General features: G+C 69.0%; 15 protein-coding genes and 1 riboswitch. Of the genes, 7 read left to right on the top strand and 8 right to left on the bottom strand.

The window, feature by feature from the left end; genetic code table 11:
• Position 1: 1 nt before the first annotated feature.
• The 5 genes from JR064_RS14135 to JR064_RS14115 form a co-directional block, all read right to left on the bottom strand.
• Positions 2 to 1,195, bottom strand: coding sequence for a cystathionine gamma-synthase (locus tag JR064_RS14135; protein WP_206230137.1), 1,194 nt, complete (start codon positions 1,193 to 1,195; stop codon positions 2 to 4).
• An 80-nt stretch (positions 1,196 to 1,275) separates the two neighbouring features.
• On the bottom strand, positions 1,276 to 2,646 hold the full coding sequence (locus tag JR064_RS14130; protein ID WP_206230136.1) for a pyridoxal-phosphate dependent enzyme: 1,371 nt from the start codon (positions 2,644 to 2,646) through the stop codon (positions 1,276 to 1,278).
• A 201-nt stretch (positions 2,647 to 2,847) separates the two neighbouring features.
• Positions 2,848 to 3,072: an HP1242/YdcH family protein gene (locus tag JR064_RS14125; protein WP_009575526.1), complete on the bottom strand. Its 225-nt coding sequence runs from the start codon at positions 3,070 to 3,072 to the stop codon at positions 2,848 to 2,850.
• A gap of 337 nt (positions 3,073 to 3,409) precedes the next feature.
• Positions 3,410 to 4,306 (bottom strand): OmpA family protein, encoded by an 897-nt coding sequence (locus JR064_RS14120; RefSeq protein WP_179568629.1) that lies wholly within the window; start codon positions 4,304 to 4,306, stop codon positions 3,410 to 3,412.
• A complete protein-coding gene (locus JR064_RS14115) occupies positions 4,303 to 4,695 on the bottom strand; it encodes a DUF4398 domain-containing protein (RefSeq protein WP_206230135.1) in 393 nt (130 codons plus the stop codon). Before JR064_RS14115 ends, JR064_RS14120 begins: the two co-directional genes overlap by 4 nt.
• A 99-nt stretch (positions 4,696 to 4,794) precedes the next feature.
• On the opposite strand from JR064_RS14115, the gene JR064_RS14110 reads away from it, so the two are divergent.
• Positions 4,795 to 5,943, top strand: coding sequence for a PilT/PilU family type 4a pilus ATPase (locus tag JR064_RS14110; protein ID WP_179568633.1), 1,149 nt, complete (start codon positions 4,795 to 4,797; stop codon positions 5,941 to 5,943).
• Positions 5,944 to 6,051: 108 nt separating this feature from the next.
• Here the strand turns inward: JR064_RS14110 and maiA are convergent, their stop codons facing one another.
• Positions 6,052 to 6,711, bottom strand: coding sequence for a maleylacetoacetate isomerase (gene maiA, locus JR064_RS14105; RefSeq protein WP_206230134.1), 660 nt, complete (start codon positions 6,709 to 6,711; stop codon positions 6,052 to 6,054).
• Positions 6,712 to 6,799: 88 nt separating this feature from the next.
• Positions 6,800 to 7,789 carry a fumarylacetoacetate hydrolase family protein gene (locus JR064_RS14100; protein ID WP_206230133.1) on the bottom strand — a complete coding sequence of 330 codons (990 nt, stop codon included), beginning with the start codon at positions 7,787 to 7,789 and terminating at the stop codon, positions 6,800 to 6,802.
• Between the two features lie 375 nt (positions 7,790 to 8,164).
• On the opposite strand from JR064_RS14100, the gene JR064_RS14095 reads away from it, so the two are divergent.
• The 3 genes from JR064_RS14095 to JR064_RS14085 all read left to right on the top strand — a co-directional run bounded on the left by JR064_RS14095 (position 8,165) and on the right by JR064_RS14085 (position 10,668).
• A complete protein-coding gene (locus JR064_RS14095; protein WP_206230132.1) occupies positions 8,165 to 9,523 on the top strand; it encodes a DEAD/DEAH box helicase in 1,359 nt (452 codons plus the stop codon).
• A gap of 131 nt (positions 9,524 to 9,654) precedes the next feature.
• Positions 9,655 to 10,014, top strand: coding sequence for a 6-carboxytetrahydropterin synthase QueD (gene queD / locus JR064_RS14090; protein ID WP_179568646.1), 360 nt, complete (start codon positions 9,655 to 9,657; stop codon positions 10,012 to 10,014).
• Between the two features lie 282 nt (positions 10,015 to 10,296).
• Positions 10,297 to 10,668 carry a phasin family protein gene (locus JR064_RS14085; RefSeq protein ID WP_191825413.1) on the top strand — a complete coding sequence of 124 codons (372 nt, stop codon included), beginning with the start codon at positions 10,297 to 10,299 and terminating at the stop codon, positions 10,666 to 10,668.
• 383 nt (positions 10,669 to 11,051) lie between these two features.
• Here the strand turns inward: JR064_RS14085 and bioD are convergent, their stop codons facing one another.
• A complete protein-coding gene (gene bioD, locus JR064_RS14080; RefSeq protein ID WP_206230131.1) occupies positions 11,052 to 11,747 on the bottom strand; it encodes a dethiobiotin synthase in 696 nt (231 codons plus the stop codon).
• Positions 11,748 to 11,935: 188 nt separating this feature from the next.
• Between bioD and JR064_RS14075 the strand changes: the two genes are divergently transcribed.
• The 3 genes from JR064_RS14075 to btuB all read left to right on the top strand — a co-directional run bounded on the left by JR064_RS14075 (position 11,936) and on the right by btuB (position 15,067).
• Complete coding sequence (locus tag JR064_RS14075; RefSeq protein WP_179568652.1) at positions 11,936 to 12,418, top strand: GAF domain-containing protein; 483 nt, start codon at positions 11,936 to 11,938, stop codon at positions 12,416 to 12,418.
• A gap of 7 nt (positions 12,419 to 12,425) precedes the next feature.
• Positions 12,426 to 12,842 carry a TfoX/Sxy family protein gene (locus JR064_RS14070; protein WP_179568654.1) on the top strand — a complete coding sequence of 139 codons (417 nt, stop codon included), beginning with the start codon at positions 12,426 to 12,428 and terminating at the stop codon, positions 12,840 to 12,842.
• Between the two features lie 26 nt (positions 12,843 to 12,868).
• Positions 12,869 to 13,085: riboswitch (cobalamin riboswitch) on the top strand.
• Between the two features lie 110 nt (positions 13,086 to 13,195).
• Positions 13,196 to 15,067: a TonB-dependent vitamin B12 receptor gene (gene btuB, locus JR064_RS14065; RefSeq protein ID WP_206230130.1), complete on the top strand. Its 1,872-nt coding sequence runs from the start codon at positions 13,196 to 13,198 to the stop codon at positions 15,065 to 15,067.
• Positions 15,068 to 15,196: the final 129 nt, after the last annotated feature.

Raw genomic sequence — 15,196 nt, 5'->3', positions numbered from 1 at the left:
CCTACGGCTGCGCCTCCAGCGCCCGCTGCAGATCCACCCGCAAATCGCCCACATCCTCCACCCCCACACTCAACCGCACCAGCGCATCGCTGATGCCGAGCTGCTCGCGCCGTGCGACCGGCACCGAGGCGTGGGTCATCACCGCCGGATGGTTGACCAGGCTCTCCACGCCGCCCAGCGATTCGGCCAGGGTGAACAGTTCGGTGCGTTCGCAGAAGCGCTTGGCGGCGTCGAAGCCGCCCTTGAGCACGATGGAGACGATGCCGCCGTAGCCGGACATCTGCCGCTGCGCCAGGGCATGCTGCGGATGCGAGGCCAGGCCGGGGTAGATCACCTTGTCCACGGCCGGGTGGCTTTCCAGCCATTGCGCCAGCGCCAGGGCGTTGTCGCAGTGCGCGCGCATCCGCAGCGGCAGGGTCTTGAGCCCGCGCAGCGCCAGGAAGCTGTCGAACGGGCCCTGCACGCCGCCCACCGAGTTCTGCAGGAACGCCAGTTGCTCGGCCAGTTCGGCGTTGGCGCCGACCACGGCGATGCCGCCGACCATGTCGGAGTGGCCGTTGAGGTACTTGGTCGCCGAGTGCACCACGATGTCCGCGCCCAGCTGCAGCGGACGCTGCAGCATCGGCGAGGCGAAGGTGTTGTCGACCACCACCAGCAGGCCGTGCTGGCGCGCGATCGCGGCGATCGCGGCGATGTCGACGATCTTCAGCATCGGGTTGGTGGGGGTTTCGATCCACACCATCTTGGTCTTGGGCCTGATCGCCGCGGCGAACGCGGCCGGATCGGTCAGGTCGACGAAGCTGAACTCCAGTGCGGCGGTGCGCCGGCGCACGCGCTCGAACAGGCGGTAGCTGCCGCCGTACAGGTCGTCCATCGCCACCACGTGGCTGCCGCTGTCCAGCAGTTCCATCACCGTGGAGGTGGCGGCCATGCCCGAGGCGAAGGCGAAGCCGCGGGTGCCGCCTTCCAGCGCGGCGACGCAGCGCTCGTAGGCGAAACGGGTCGGATTGTGGGTACGCGAGTACTCGAAGCCCTGGTGTTCGCCGGGGCTGGACTGGGCGTAGGTGGAGGTCGCATAGATCGGCGGCATCACCGCGCCCGTGGACGGGTCCGGATGCTGGCCGCCATGGATCGCCAGGGTCGCCAGCGACAGCGCATGGCCGTCGCCATTGGGGTTGGACGTGTGGTCCGTCATGTGGGGTTCCCGGAGAAGGGGCGTGATTCTAGCAGCGAGGTCTGAACGGCCCCATGCAGCGGGGCCGTTCATTCAAGGCGTTACTGAACGCGGCGGCGCAGGTAGTTGAGCAGGTCGATGCGGGTGATCAGGCCGAGGAAGGCGCCGTCGTTCATGACGATGGCGACCTGGCCGCGGTCGAACACCGGCAGCAGCGCTTCGATCGGCGATTTGACGTCGAGCCGGTCCAGCTTGCTGACCATGGCCGTGGAGACCGGGTCGCGGAACCGCGCCTCGTCGCCATAAACGTGCAACAAGACGTCGCTTTCGTCGACGATGCCGACCAGTTGGTCGCCTTCCATCACCGGCAGCTGCGACACGTCGTACAGCTTCATGCGCTGGTAGGCGGTGGTCAGCAGGTCGTTGGGGCCGACCACCACGGTGTCGCGCTGGCTGTACGGGCGCAGGATCAGATCGCGCAGGTCGCCGTGCTGCGGGCGCTCCAGGAAGCCGTTGTCCAGCATCCAGTAGTCGTTGTACATCTTCGACAGGTACTTGTTGCCGGTGTCGCAGACGAACACCAGCACGCGCTTGGGCTCGGTCTGCGCGCGGCAGTACTTGAGCGCGGCGGCCAGCAGGGTGCCGGTCGAGGAGCCGCCGAGGATGCCCTCCTTGGCCAGCAGTTCGCGCGCGGTATGGAAGCTCTCGGCGTCGCTGATCGAATAGGCTTTCTTGACCCGCGAGAAATCGGAGATGTCGGGCAGGAAGTCTTCGCCGATGCCCTCGACCAGCCAGCTGCCGGACTTCTCGCTGACCGTGCCCTGCTCGATGTACTCGGTCAGGATCGAGCCGACCGGGTCGGCCAGCACCAGTTCGGTGTGCGGCGAGGCGGCGGCGAACGCGCGCGACAGGCCGGTCATGGTGCCGGAACTGCCGCAGCCGAACACGATCGCGTCCAGCTTGCCGTCCATCTGCCGCAGGATCTCCGGACCGGTGCCGAACTCGTGCGCGGCCGGGTTGTCGGGGTTGCCGAACTGGTTGACGAAATAGGCCCCCGGCGTCTCGGCGGCGAGGCGCGCGGCCAGGTCCTGGTAGTACTCGGGATGGCCCTTGGCCACGTCCGAGCGGGTCAGCACCACTTCGGCGCCCATCGCCTTGAGGTTGAAGATCTTCTCCCGGCTCATCTTGTCCGGCACCACCAGGATCAGCTTGTAGCCCTTCTGCTGGGCGACCAGGGCCAGGCCGATACCGGTGTTGCCGGCAGTGCCCTCGACCAGTACCGCGCCGGGCTTCAGCTCGCCGCGGCGCTCGGCCGCCTCGATCATCGACAGGCCGATGCGGTCCTTGATCGAGCCGCCGGGATTGGCGCTTTCCAGCTTCAGGTACAGCTCGCACACGCCAGTGTCGAGCTTGCTGGCCTTGACGATGGGGGTGTCGCCGATCAGGTCGAGTACGGAAGAGTGAATGGCCATCGCGTCCGGATGCATCGCGCCGTCATAGCGGCTGGACCGGTGATTATCCGCGGTATGCGCCGGAATGTCAGACAAAGCGCCGAACCGGCACGAAAAAAGCCGCGATCGCGGCTTCGGAGGAGATGACGCGGACGGTGGCAAGCCGACGAGGAGGCCGGCCACCGCCCGCGACAATTGAACGCTTGTCGTGGGAGGGAGGAATCAGTGAGGCTTTTGCTGCTCGTCGTAGAGCCGCAACAGCTTTTCCTTGGCCGCGAGCTTTTCCCGCTTCATCTGCGACAGGGTGAGATCGTCGATCGGCAGCACGCCGAGCTCGGCGTCCATGCACTTCTTGTCCAGGGTCTTGTGGCGTTGGTAGAGCTGCTTGAACTCCGGATCGGACTTGATCAACGCGTCGATTTCGGTCTGCGGTTGCCCTTCGAACATAGGAATAGCCTCCTTCAGCTGGAAACAAGAACGCCCCGGCCGGAACGGCACGGGGCGTTGCCTGGGAGCGGAGTCGCGCGGGTCGCCAGCCACTCCACCGCAACGCCCGGGCCTGTTGCCCTTGGAACGTCTCGCTGCGGTGCGTGCCACTGCTTCATCGGCCCGGAGTCTCCGTGGAACCAGGCGACGGTGTGTCGCCTGGGAGTTCGACCCTACGCCTCCCCACCAGTTCCGGCAAGGGCAGCAGCGCGCGCTTTCCGCATTCAGTTGCTCGCCGCTCAGGCCCAGAGAAAAACCGCGTTAAACGGGCTCCAGGGTCTGCACCGGCCAACCCCGCTCAGGGCGCGATCACCACCTCGGCGGCACGCGCCTTGGTCGCCGGCGCCTTCTTGCCGACCGCCTGCAACCGGCTCGCCGTCACGCCGCCGGCGACCAGCGCCTCGCGCAACGCGTCGGCGCGCTTCTGCGCCACGCCGGCATCGGCGTCGTAGGCCTCGATCCGCACCCGGCCCTTGGCGCCGATCTGCAGATACTGCGCCAGCGCCTTGGCCTGGCCGGCGGCATCGGCCGACAGCGCCGCCTTGCCTGCCGCGAAGGCGCCACCAGTGACGGTGAAGACCTCCCCGCGCGGCTCGAAACGCGACGCCGGCAGCTTGGCCCCGGCGACCAGCTCGGCCTCCTCGCGCGCCAGCTTGGCCGACTTCTGCTGCGCGGCGCTGAGCTTGGCGGTCTGCTGCCCGGCCACGTTGGTCAGCGCCTGCTCGGCATCCTGCCGCGCCAGTTGCTCGGCCTCGGCGGCCTGGCGCAGGCTTTCGGCCTCTTCGGCCTGGATCTGCGCCTGCACCCGCAGCCGCTCGGCTTCCTGGCGCGCGCGCGCGGCTTCGCGCCGGCTGGCCTCGACCAGCAAGTCGCTGCGGGTCTTCTCCAACTGGTCGACCTGGCGCCGCGCCAGGGCGGCGCGCGCGGCGGTCTCGGCGATCTCGACGCGGCGCTCGGCGAGATAGCGCGCGTCGTCCTGCTCCTTGCGCTTGGCCGCGGCGAACGCGGCGACCGCCTGCTGCGCCTGTAGCCGCTCGTAGGCGGCCACGTCGGCACTCAGCGGATCGGCCTGCAGCGCGACCAGGCGCTGGTTCAGGACCGCCAGCTCCGGATCGTCGGCGGCGAACGCGGCCAGCGGCGCGACCAGCAACAGCAGCGCGGCCAGGCGGCCGGCCATTCCCAGGCGGCGGCTCATGGACGCGCCTCCCCGGTGTTCAAGCTGCGCTGCAGGTCGGCCACCTCGGCCTTGCGCTGCTTGAGTTGCGCATTCGCCACCGCCTCCTCGCTGCGCACCCGCGCCAGGTCGGCATCGGCCGCCACGCGCAGCGCCAGCTGCGGTGCGATCTTGCGTTGGCGGCGGTCCAGCGCCGCCTGTTGCGCCTGCTCCAGGCCCTGGCGGGCAGTGGCGATCAGGTCCGGGGCGTATTGGTCGGCGTCGGCCTGGATCGCGCGCTGCACCGCCTGCTGCGCGGCCTGCAGTTCCGGCGAGGCGACCTGGGCAAAGGCGGCGGGCGTGGCAAACAGCGCCAATGCGCACGCCATCACGTACTGCGGGCAACGGATTTGTGCGAAGCTAGTTTTCATCAAGGGGGGCCGTAGGCGGAGACGTCGAGCACGGCCATTGTCGGAAGCCTGTGGCGCGCTTGCAACGGGCGGCCGCGGATTGTTGGGGAACCATTGCGCATGGATATCGGCTACTTCCTGAAGCTGATGACCGAAAAGAACGCCTCGGACATGTTCCTGACCACGGGAGCACCGGTCTATATCAAGATCGAAGGCAAGCTGTACCCGCTCGGCGCCACCGGCCTGCCGCCGGGCATGGTCAAGAAGATCGCCTATTCGCTGATGGACGAGGGCCAGGTGCCGCAGTTCGAGCGCGAGCTGGAGCTGAACATGGCCATCGCGCTGCAGGACGCCGGCCGCTTCCGGGTCAACGTGTTCAAGCAGCGCGGCGAGGTCGGCATGGTGATCCGCGCGATCCGCAGCAAGATCCCCAGCATCGAGGAACTGCACCTGCCGCAGGTGCTGAAGGACGTGATCATGACCCCGCGCGGGCTGGTGCTGGTGGTCGGCTCCACCGGCTCCGGCAAGTCCACCTCGCTGGCGTCGATGATCGACCACCGCAACAGCACCACCACCGGGCACATCCTCACCATCGAGGATCCGATCGAATACCTGCACAAGCACAAGATGTCGATCGTCAACCAGCGCGAGGTCGGCCTGGACACCCACGCCTTCCACAACGCGCTGAAGAACGCGATGCGCGAGGCGCCGGACGTGATCCTGATCGGCGAGATCCTGGACGCGACGACGATGGAGGCGGCGATCGCCTTCGCCGAGACCGGGCATCTGTGCCTGGCCACGCTGCATTCCAACAACGCCGACCAGACCATCGAGCGCATCCTCAACTTCTTCCCGGAAAGCGCGCACAAGAACGTGCTGATGAACCTGGCGCTGAACCTGCGCGCGGTGGTCTCGCAGCGCCTGGTCAAGGACAAGAACGAGCGCCGCCGCCCGGCCACCGAGGTGCTGCTGAACACGCCGATGATCCGCGACCTGCTGCGCCGCGGCCAGGTCCACGAGATCAAGGCGGCGATGGAGGAATCGCTGGAGGAAGGCATGGAAACCTTCGACCAGTGCCTGTTCCGGATGGTCAAGCAGGGCCAGATCGAGCAGGAGGAAGCGCTGCGCGCGGCCGACTCGCGCGACGGCCTTGCGCTGAAATTCCGCCTGTCCGAGGGCTCCAGCGGGGAACACGATCCCTACGCCGACTACGACGCCGGCAACAGCGGCGGTGTCAGCTCGCCGCGGATCACCCACGGCTTCGGTTGAGGGCGCACGCTGCGTCGCTTCTGTAGGAGCGGCTTCAGCCGCGACACGCCTCTCCGGTAACGCCCCTGTCGCGGCTGAAGCCGCTCCTACAAGAGCAAGACGCCAGCCTCAGCCCTGCGCGTCCGGCTGCCGCTCCGGGCGCGCCGCCTGGAACGCCGGGAGCGCCAGACAGGCCTGCTCGATCCGCGCGATGGTCGGATACGCCTGCATGTCCACGCCGAAGCGGCGCGCGTTGAACACCTGCGGCACCAGGCAGCAATCGGCCATGCCGGGCTGCTCGCCGTGGCAGTAGCTACCGGTGTCGGGCGACTCGGCAAGCAACTGTTCCAGCGCATCGAAGCCCAGCACGATCCAGTGCAGCATCCACTCTTCGCGTTCGGACTGCGGCACGTTCCAGACGTTCTCGAAGAACTGGGTCACGCGCAGGTTGTTGAGCGGATGCACGTCGCTGGCGATCAGTTGCGCCAGCCCGCGCACCCGCGCGCGGTCGATCGCCGCGTCGGGCAGCAGCGGCGGCTCCGGCCAGCGCTCGTCCAGGTATTCCAGGATCGCCAACGACTGGCGGATCGCCTGGCCGTCGTGGCACAGCGTGGGCACCAGTTCCTGCGGATTGAGCCGCGCGTACTCCGGCGAATGCTGCTGGCCGCCGTCGCGCAACAGGTGCACCGGCAACGCCTGGTAGGCCAGCCCCTTCAGATTGAGGCCGATGCGAACGCGATAGGCGGCGCTGGAACGCCAGTAGGTGTACAGCTGCAACGCCTCTTCCACGCTCTGCCCTCCCGTCCGGACGATCACGATACCGGTGGACACAGTAGCAGCGGCACCGCCGGTCGTCTCGGTGCCGCCACTGGCCGGCTCAGGGCCGGGAGGCGGGCTCGATGCGCTGTTCGATCGCGCCGAAGATGCTCACTCCGTCACGGTCCAGCATCTCGATCCGCACCACGTCGCCGAACTTCATGAACGGCGTGCTCGGCTGGCCGTCGCGCAGCGTTTCCACCACGCGCAGCTCGGCGAAGCACGAGGCGCCGCGCGTGGTGTCCTGGTTGGCGATGGTGCCCGAGCCGATCACCGCACCGGCCGCCAGCGGCCGTGTCTTGGCCGCGTGCGCGACCAGCTGGGCGAAGTCGAACTGCATGTCCTCGCCGGCTTCCGGCGCGCCGAACCAGGCGCCGTTGATATGGGTCAGCAGCGGCAGATGCAGTTTGTTGTCGCGCCAGGCCTCGCCCAGCTCGTCGGGGGTGACGAACACCGGCGACAGCGCCGAGCGCGGCTTGGACTGCACGAAGCCGAAGCCCTTGGCCAGTTCGGCCGGGATCAGGTTGCGCAGCGACACGTCGTTGACCAGCCCCACCAGCTGGATATGCGCGGCCGCCTGCTGCGCATCGACCGCCATCGGCACGTCGTCGGTGACCACCACGATCTCCGCCTCCAGGTCGATGCCGTAGTCCTCGCTGACCACCTTGACCGCATCGCGCGGGCCGTAGAAACCGGCGCTGACCGCCTGGTACATCAGCGGATCGGTGTAGAAGCTCTCCGGCACTTCGGCGCCGCGCGCGCGGCGTACCCGCTCGACGTGCGGCAGGTAGGCGCTGCCGTCGAGGAATTCGTAGGCGCGCGGCAACGGCGCGGCCAGCGCGGCGAGGTCCAGGTCGAACTGGCCGTCGGCGCTGCCGTCGTTGAGCGACTCGGACAGCGCGTTCAGGCGCGGCGCAAGATTGCTCCAGTCCTCCAGCGCGCGCTGTAGGGTCGTGGCGATGCCGGTGGCGCGCACGGCGCGGGTCAGATCGCGGGAAACGACGATCAGGGTGCCGTCGCGGCCGCCTTCCTTCAGGGAACCTAGCTTCATGTCCGTCCAGTGCTGGGGAGCTGATCGGGCGATTGTACGGCCAGACCGCATATTGGTTGCAACTGAAACGGAATTGCCGACTGTCGGATGATTCGCTGCGACTTTTGTGCAACGCGCCAATTCAGCGTAGACTGGCCAGGTCTGCATGCGGCCGTCCGTTTCCCTTAGGGATCGCCGGCGAGGCCAGGATCGTTTCGATCCGCTCGCCCGCCCCGCCCGACGCCTTTCGTGGTGCCGACAAACCCGAGCGCTGTCTGCTCCGGGTTGATCCACCCTCTCGCAGCGCGGTTCACGGGAACGCTCCGAGCCTCACCCAACTTGCGTCTTCCCGCCGGGCATGTCCCGGCGACGGCGCGTTATCCGGAGCTTTCCTCGATGTCGTTCGAATCCCTGGGCCTGGCGCCCTTCCTGCTGCGTGCGTTGGCCGAGCAGGGCTATGAAACCCCCACCCCGATCCAGTTGCAGGCGATTCCGCTGGCGCTGGCCGGCCACGACCTGATGGCCGGCGCGCAGACCGGCACCGGCAAGACCGCCGCGTTCGGCCTGCCGCTGCTGCAGCACCTGGGCACCTCGCCGCAGCCGGTCGGCAATGGCGCACGCAAGCCGCGCGCGCTGATCCTGACCCCGACCCGCGAGCTGGCCACCCAGGTGCACGACAGCCTGCGCGGCTACAGCAAGTACCTGCGCATCCCCAGCACCACCATCTACGGCGGCGTCGGCATGGGCAACCAGCTCGACGCGCTGCGTCGCGGCGTGGACCTGCTGATCGCCTGCCCGGGCCGCCTGCTCGATCACCTCGAGCGCCGCAGCGTGGACCTGTCGGGCATCGAGATCCTGGTGCTGGACGAAGCCGACCGCATGCTCGACATGGGCTTCCTGCCCTCGATCAAGCGCATCCTGGCCAAGCTGCCCAAGCAGAACCGGCAGACCCTGCTGTTCTCGGCGACCTTCGAGGAAGGCATCAAGCAGCTGGCCCGCGAGTTCATGCACAACCCGCAGGAAATCCAGGCCACGCCGAGCAACACCGTCGCCGACACCATCACCCACCGCGTGCACCCGGTCGACGGCACGCGCAAGCGCGAGCTGCTGCTGCACCTGCTGGCCGCCGATTCGCGCATGCAGACGCTGGTGTTCGCGCGCACCAAGCACGGCGCCGACAAGCTGACCATGTTCCTGGACAAGTCCGGGCTGAAGACCGCCGCGATCCACGGCAACAAGAGCCAGGGCCAGCGCCTGCGCGCGCTGAGCGACTTCAAGGCCGGCCGCATCACCGTGCTGGTGGCGACCGACATCGCCGCGCGCGGCATCGACATCGACCAGCTGCCGAAGGTCATCAACTACGACCTGCCGATGGTCGCCGAGGACTACGTGCACCGGATCGGCCGCACCGGCCGCAACGGCTCGCAGGGCGAGGCGGTGTCGCTGGTGGCGCAGGACGAGGCCAAGCTACTGCGTGCGATCTCGCGCATGCTCAAGCGCGAGATGGACATCCGCGACGTACCGGGCTTCGAGCCGTCCATGCCGATCCGTTGGGGCAACAACAATCCGGCCGACGAGCGTCCGGGTGGCCAGCGTCCGCCGCGCAAGAGCACGCACGCACGGCGTCCGCACGGCGACGCGCCGCGCCCGCACGCGCATGCCGGCGCCAAGCCGGCCGGCGGCGCCCAGCCGGGCGGCGCACGTCGCCAGGGCGAGCGCCGTCGCAGCGGCGGCCAGCCCAGCGCCGCGCGCTAAGCGCAGCCGACCGCAGCACCACCAACGCCGCCTCCGGGCGGCGTTCGTGTTTTCGCGACGCGCCGCTGTCGCGGGACCGCAGCAGGACCGGCGATGCGCCGGCCAATTCCCACGCCACCTACAATGACGCCATGGACATCTTCAAGAGTTTTACCCTGGAGGCAGCGCACCGCCTGCCCAACGTCCCGCCCGGCCACAAGTGCGCACGGCTGCACGGGCATTCGTTCCGGATCGAGCTGCACGTCAGCGGCGAACCTGGCGCCGACACCGGCTGGGTCATGGACTTCGGCGACATCAAGGCCGCGTTCCGTCCGATCTACGACCGCCTCGACCACCACTACCTCAACGACATCGAGGGACTGGAGAACCCGACCAGCGAACGCCTGGCGATCTGGATCTGGGAACGGCTCAAGCCGGCATTGCCGCTGCTGAGCGAGGTGGTGGTCCACGAGACCTGCACCTCTGGTTGCCGGTATCGCGGTCCTGCTTGAGGCGGGGAGTCGGGATTGGGGATTGGGGATTCGCAAGGGCGGCGTGACGGCGACTGACCAGGTGCGGATGGACGGTCCCGTTCCTGGGCCCGCGGCGGCGCAACCGGCGCCTGCGCGGTGCGTCCGCAGGCCCGGTCGGCGACAGGCAGAGCGGCTTCAACCTATTGATCCCAAAGCAAGTTTAAACGAAAACTGAGCGGCTTCAGAAAATAATGTTGCATTGCAGCAGAATGCGCGTATGTTGCACTGCAACAGCAATCGGCATTCCCTTGGAGTCGCATGATGTCCGCTCAGTTCAACGATCAATTCAGCAGCTACACCCAGCAGTTCGCCGCCGCCGCTTCGCGCGCCAACCGCCTGGCGTTGGAAAGCGCTGAGAGCGTGTTCGGCGTGCAGTTGAAGACCTTCGAGAAGAACGTCGCCGCGACCACCGGCTTCCTCGGCGAGCTCACCGAAGCGCGCGACCTGGGCAGCGTGCAGTCGCTGTGGCCGAAGGGCCTGCAGATCGCCCGCGACAATTTCGAGCGGCTGGCCACGGCCAACCAGGAAGTGTTCGGCCTCGGCCTGAAGACCTCCGAAGCCATCGGCCAGCTCGCCAAGAGCCAGTTCGAGGCGGCCAGCGACCAGGCCGCACCGAAGGCCAAGACCAAATAAGTCCACTGCGGCGCAGCCGCACGACTGACCAGTGGTACGCGCGGGTCCCTCCCCCCGCGCAGCCAAGACCCGGTAGATCCCTCCCTCTACCGGGTCTTTTTTATGGCCGGGATTTGGGATTTGGGATTCGGGATGGACAGCCTGCGGCTGTCGAAGAGCGGGCGGGATCGGGGGGCGCTGCGGGCATTCCCGCGCGTCTTGCCAAACTCCCGACCACGGAAGCCCGCTTTTACGATTCCCGATTCCCCATTCCTGACTCCCAGCTATTTGGGCCTCGGCCCGAAGTTTCAGTCCGGCGTCAGGGCTTGAAGCCTCTCCTGCACGACAGGCCTTTCCTCGCAAAGCGGTTCCTGCGCTGCGCGCGCTTCCGCCCAGACGCCGATTCAGTCCTGCGCTGTCTGCGCGTCCTGCCATGGGCGCAGCGACGCCGCCAGCGCCGCCGGGTCCGGATGCGGCCGATACGGCAAGCGTCCCCAGCACGGTATCGGCAGCCGCTCCTGCAGCATGCGCATGTTGGCGTCGATGCGCTCCATCGCCGGATCGATCTCGTTGCCGATCCAGCCGATGCAGCGCAGGCCGTCGGCGGCGATCGCCGCGGCCGTGAGCCGGGCGTGGTTGAGGCAGCCCAGGCGCAGACCGACCACCAGCACCACCGGCAGCGCCAGCGCGCGCGCCAGATCGGCCTGCTCCAGGGTCGCCGACAGCGGCGCCGCCCAGCCGCCGACGCCTTCCACCACCACCACGTCGGCTTGCGCACGCAACCGCGCGAAGGCATCGGCGATCGGTCCCACTTCCACGCACACCCCGGCGTCGGCGGCGGCCAGTTCCGGCGCCAGCGGCAGCGGCAAGGCGTAGGGATTGAGGTCGGCATAGTCCGGGCGCGGCATGCTCGCCGCCTGCAGCGCCAGCGCATCCTCGTTGCGCCAGCCGTCCGCACTGCGCTCGCAGCCGCTGGCGACCGGCTTCATGCCCACCGCCGTCTGCCCGCGCGCGCGCAACGCGTGCAGCAGTGCGGTGCTGGCGACGGTCTTGCCGATGCCGGTATCGGTGCCGGTGACGTAGAAGGCGGGGAAGCGCATCGTGGCAGGATCCTCGAGGTCGGCGCATGCGGCGCGGGCGCGCAGGATAGCCGGCGCGCCGCGCCGCGTCAGCGCTGCCCGGCCTTTCGCCGGTGCGCTCGGGACTGGCGCCTCGGGCTGCGGTCCTGCCTCGCGCCTCGACAGGCGCCGGCGCACAGGCCGCCATCGGCCGCTGCTAGACTCGCGCGATGTTCGCTTCCTCATCGCTCACCGGCAGCAAGCCGGAACAGTACGCCCAACTGCTCGCCCAGGCCCGTTCCCTGGTCAGCGGCGAGCCCGACCGCATCGCCAATGCCGCCAACCTGGCGGCGCTGGTGTACCACGCGCTGCCGCGGCTGAACTGGGTCGGTTTCTACCTGTACGACGGCAAGGAACTGGTGGTCGGGCCGTTCCAGGGCCTGCCCGCCTGCGTGCGCATCCCGCTGCACAAGGGCGTGTGCGGCGCCGCCGCCAGCACCGGCCAGACCCAGCGCATCGACGACGTCGAGGCCTTTCCCGGGCATATCGCCTGCGATGCGGCATCGCGCTCGGAGCTGGTGGTGCCGCTGCTGCGCGCTGGCGAGCTGATCGGCGTGTTCGACCTGGACAGCCCGGACCTGGCGCGCTTCGATGCCGACGACCAGCACGGCCTGGAAGCGATCGCGCAGGTCTTCGTCGACGCACTGCGATGAGCCGGCGATGAGCACCGAAAAACTGCGCAACATCGGCCCCAAGAGCGCGGCCTGGCTGCGCCAGGTCGGCCTGCGCACGCAGCAGGACCTGGCCGCGGCCGGCGCGGTCGGCGCGTTCCTGAAGGTCAAGCGCGCCGGCTTCAAGCCCAGCCTCAATCTGCTGTATTCGCTGGAAGGGGCGCTGACCGGCTGCCATTGGCAGGAACTGCCCGAGGCGCGGCGCGCGCAGCTGCTCGGCGAGCTGGACGCCGCGGCGGCGCAGTTGCCGGCGCAGCGCGGCCTGCCGGTGGCCGGACCGGTGGCGACCACCCATTTCGACCGCGACGGCGACCGCAGCGACACGCCCTATGCGCAGGACGCGTACGACGCATCCGACGACCACGAACGCGACGACGGCCACGCCAGCGAGCGCGACGACGGCTGATCCGCGCGCAACAGCGGCGATCGCGTACAATCGCGCCGCTTCAAGGTGACCTGCCGGCTCCGGCCTGCAGGTTGAAACGGGAAGCCGGTGCGTCTTGCGACAAGGCCGGCGCTGCCCCCGCAACGGTAAGCGATCCGCGCTGACGACCTGCGCCACTGTGCCTCGGGCATGGGAAGGCGTCGCAGCCGGGAGTCCGACTCCCAGATCGCCAGCCCGGAGACCGGCCTTGCAGTTCACTGGTTGCGATGCGGAGGGCGTCGCGGCGTGACGCGCCGCGTCTGGCGCCGTCCGCTTGCACCTTCCGTTCGCGACTCCTTCGCCGTCACAGCGCGTCCGCGCGCCGGAGTTGCCCCATGTCGTTCCGCCTGCTTTCGGTCGCGATCGCGTCCGCCCTGTCCCTGCCCTCGCTGGCGCTCGCCGCCGATGCCGCCACCGACCTGGACCAGGTCCTGGTCACCGCCACCCGCACCCAGATCTCGGTCGAGGACAGCGTGGTCCCGGCGCAGGTGATCGACCGCGCCGAGATCGAGCGCAGCCAGGCCACGTCGCTGGCGCAGCTGCTGCAGGGCCGCGCCGGCATCGGCGTGTCCAACCAGGGCGGGCTGGGCAAGCTGACCACGCTGAGCCTGCGCGGCAGCGAGTCGGACCACGTGCTGGTGCTGGTGGACGGCGTGCGCATCGGCTCGGCCAGCGCCGGCCTGGCCGCGTTCCAGGACCTGCCGCTGAGCCAGATCGACCGCATCGAGATCGTGCGCGGCCCGCGTTCGAGCCTGTACGGCTCCGATGCGATCGGCGGCGTGATCCAGATCTTCACCCGCCGCGGCGGCCAGGGCCTGCAGCAGAACCTGAGCCTGGGCGCCGGCAGCAACGGCCTGCGCGAGGCCAGCGCCGGCTTCAGCAACCGCGGCGAGCGCGGCTGGCTGTCGGTGCAGGGCGGCTACCAGAAGACCGACGGCATCAATGCCTGCAACGGCTCGGCCACCCTGTTCGCCGGCTGCTACGTCGACGAGCCGGACCGCGACGGCTACCGCAACACCTCGCTCAGCGCGCGCGGCGGCTATGCGCTGAGCGACACGCTGCGCATCGAAGGCCAGGCGCTGAACATCGACAGCCGCAACGAGTACGACGGCGATCCGCTGTTCGCCGGCAACGAGGCCGACAACACCCAGCAGGTGTTCGGCGGCAAGCTCGACTGGACCCCGTCCGAGCGCGTGCACCTGGCCGCGCAACTCGGCCGCAACACCGACCAGGCCGACAGCTACTACCACGCCGCCGGCAGCGACACGCGCAGCTTCGTCAGCACCTTCGACAGCCGCCGCGACACCGCCTCGCTGCAGGGCGATTTCGGCCTGGCCGAGGATCAGCTGCTCAGCGCCGGCGCCGACTGGCAGCGCGAGGAAGTCACCGGCACCACCGCCTACGACGTGGACCAGCGCGACAACACCGGCGTGTTCGCCGAGTACCAGGGCCGCTTCGGCGCGCAGCAGGTGCAGGCCAGCGTGCGCAGCGACGACAACGAGCAGTTCGGCCAGCACACCACCGGCAGCCTCGGCTGGGGCCTGGCGCTGGACGGCGGCTTCAAGCTCACCGCCAGCCTCGGCACCGGCTTCAAGGCGCCGACCTTCAACGACCTGTACTACCCGTTCTCCGGCAATCCGGAACTGAAGCCGGAGAAGTCCAAGAGCGGCAATCTGGGCGTGGCGCAGTACGCCGACAGCTGGAACTGGACGTTCAACGTCTACGAGACCCGGGTCGACGACCTGATCTCCTACGATGCCGCCACCTTCCTGCCGGTCAACGTGGACAAGGCGCGGATCCGCGGCGCCGAGCTGACCGGCTACGCGACGCTGGCCGGCTGGGAACTGTCGGCGCAGCTCAGCCACACCGATCCGCGCAACCGCAGCGACGGCGCCAACCGCGACAACTGGCTGGCGCGGCGCGCGCAGGACACCGCGCGGCTGGACGTGGACCGCGGCTTCGGCCCGGTCAAGCTCGGCGTCACCGCATTCGGCAGCGGCCACCGCTACGACGACGCGGCCAACAGCGTGCGCCTGGCCGGCTACGGCACGCTGGACCTGCGCGTGGAATACGCGTTCGCAGCGGACTGGACGCTGCAGGCCAAGGCCAGCAACGTGTTCGACCGCGACTACCAGACCATCAGCTGGTACAACCAGCCGGGCCGCGAGTACGCGCTGACCCTGCGCTACGCGCCGGCGGCGCGCTGAGTCTCCGCAGCGGGCTGCGCCGGACGGCGTGGCCCGCTGCACATGCATGCATCGCAGGCATGCGCGCGCGACGCGACGTGTCTCGCCCAGCGCGGGTTCGGCGATCGGGCGCCACCGGCGCCGCTGGCA

Origin of the sequence: Xanthomonas bonasiae, from assembly GCF_017163705.1 — a bacterium.
Lineage (GTDB): Bacteria > Pseudomonadota > Gammaproteobacteria > Xanthomonadales > Xanthomonadaceae > Xanthomonas_A > Xanthomonas_A bonasiae.
This window is presented reverse-complemented; position numbering and strand designations above follow the sequence as displayed.

Coding starts and splice junctions, on each gene's coding strand:
- JR064_RS14135 (WP_206230137.1), bottom strand. CDS start 1,195: ATGACGGACCACACGTCCAACCCCAATGGCGACGGCCATGCGCTGTCG.
- JR064_RS14130 (WP_206230136.1), bottom strand. CDS start 2,646: ATGGCCATTCACTCTTCCGTACTCGACCTGATCGGCGACACCCCCATC.
- JR064_RS14125 (WP_009575526.1), bottom strand. CDS start 3,072: ATGTTCGAAGGGCAACCGCAGACCGAAATCGACGCGTTGATCAAGTCC.
- JR064_RS14120 (WP_179568629.1), bottom strand. CDS start 4,306: ATGAGCCGCCGCCTGGGAATGGCCGGCCGCCTGGCCGCGCTGCTGTTG.
- JR064_RS14115 (WP_206230135.1), bottom strand. CDS start 4,695: ATGAAAACTAGCTTCGCACAAATCCGTTGCCCGCAGTACGTGATGGCG.
- JR064_RS14110 (WP_179568633.1), top strand. CDS start 4,795: ATGGATATCGGCTACTTCCTGAAGCTGATGACCGAAAAGAACGCCTCG.
- JR064_RS14100 (WP_206230133.1), bottom strand. CDS start 7,789: ATGAAGCTAGGTTCCCTGAAGGAAGGCGGCCGCGACGGCACCCTGATC.
- JR064_RS14095 (WP_206230132.1), top strand. CDS start 8,165: ATGTCGTTCGAATCCCTGGGCCTGGCGCCCTTCCTGCTGCGTGCGTTG.
- queD (WP_179568646.1), top strand. CDS start 9,655: ATGGACATCTTCAAGAGTTTTACCCTGGAGGCAGCGCACCGCCTGCCC.
- JR064_RS14085 (WP_191825413.1), top strand. CDS start 10,297: ATGTCCGCTCAGTTCAACGATCAATTCAGCAGCTACACCCAGCAGTTC.
- bioD (WP_206230131.1), bottom strand. CDS start 11,747: ATGCGCTTCCCCGCCTTCTACGTCACCGGCACCGATACCGGCATCGGC.
- JR064_RS14075 (WP_179568652.1), top strand. CDS start 11,936: ATGTTCGCTTCCTCATCGCTCACCGGCAGCAAGCCGGAACAGTACGCC.
- JR064_RS14070 (WP_179568654.1), top strand. CDS start 12,426: ATGAGCACCGAAAAACTGCGCAACATCGGCCCCAAGAGCGCGGCCTGG.
- btuB (WP_206230130.1), top strand. CDS start 13,196: ATGTCGTTCCGCCTGCTTTCGGTCGCGATCGCGTCCGCCCTGTCCCTG.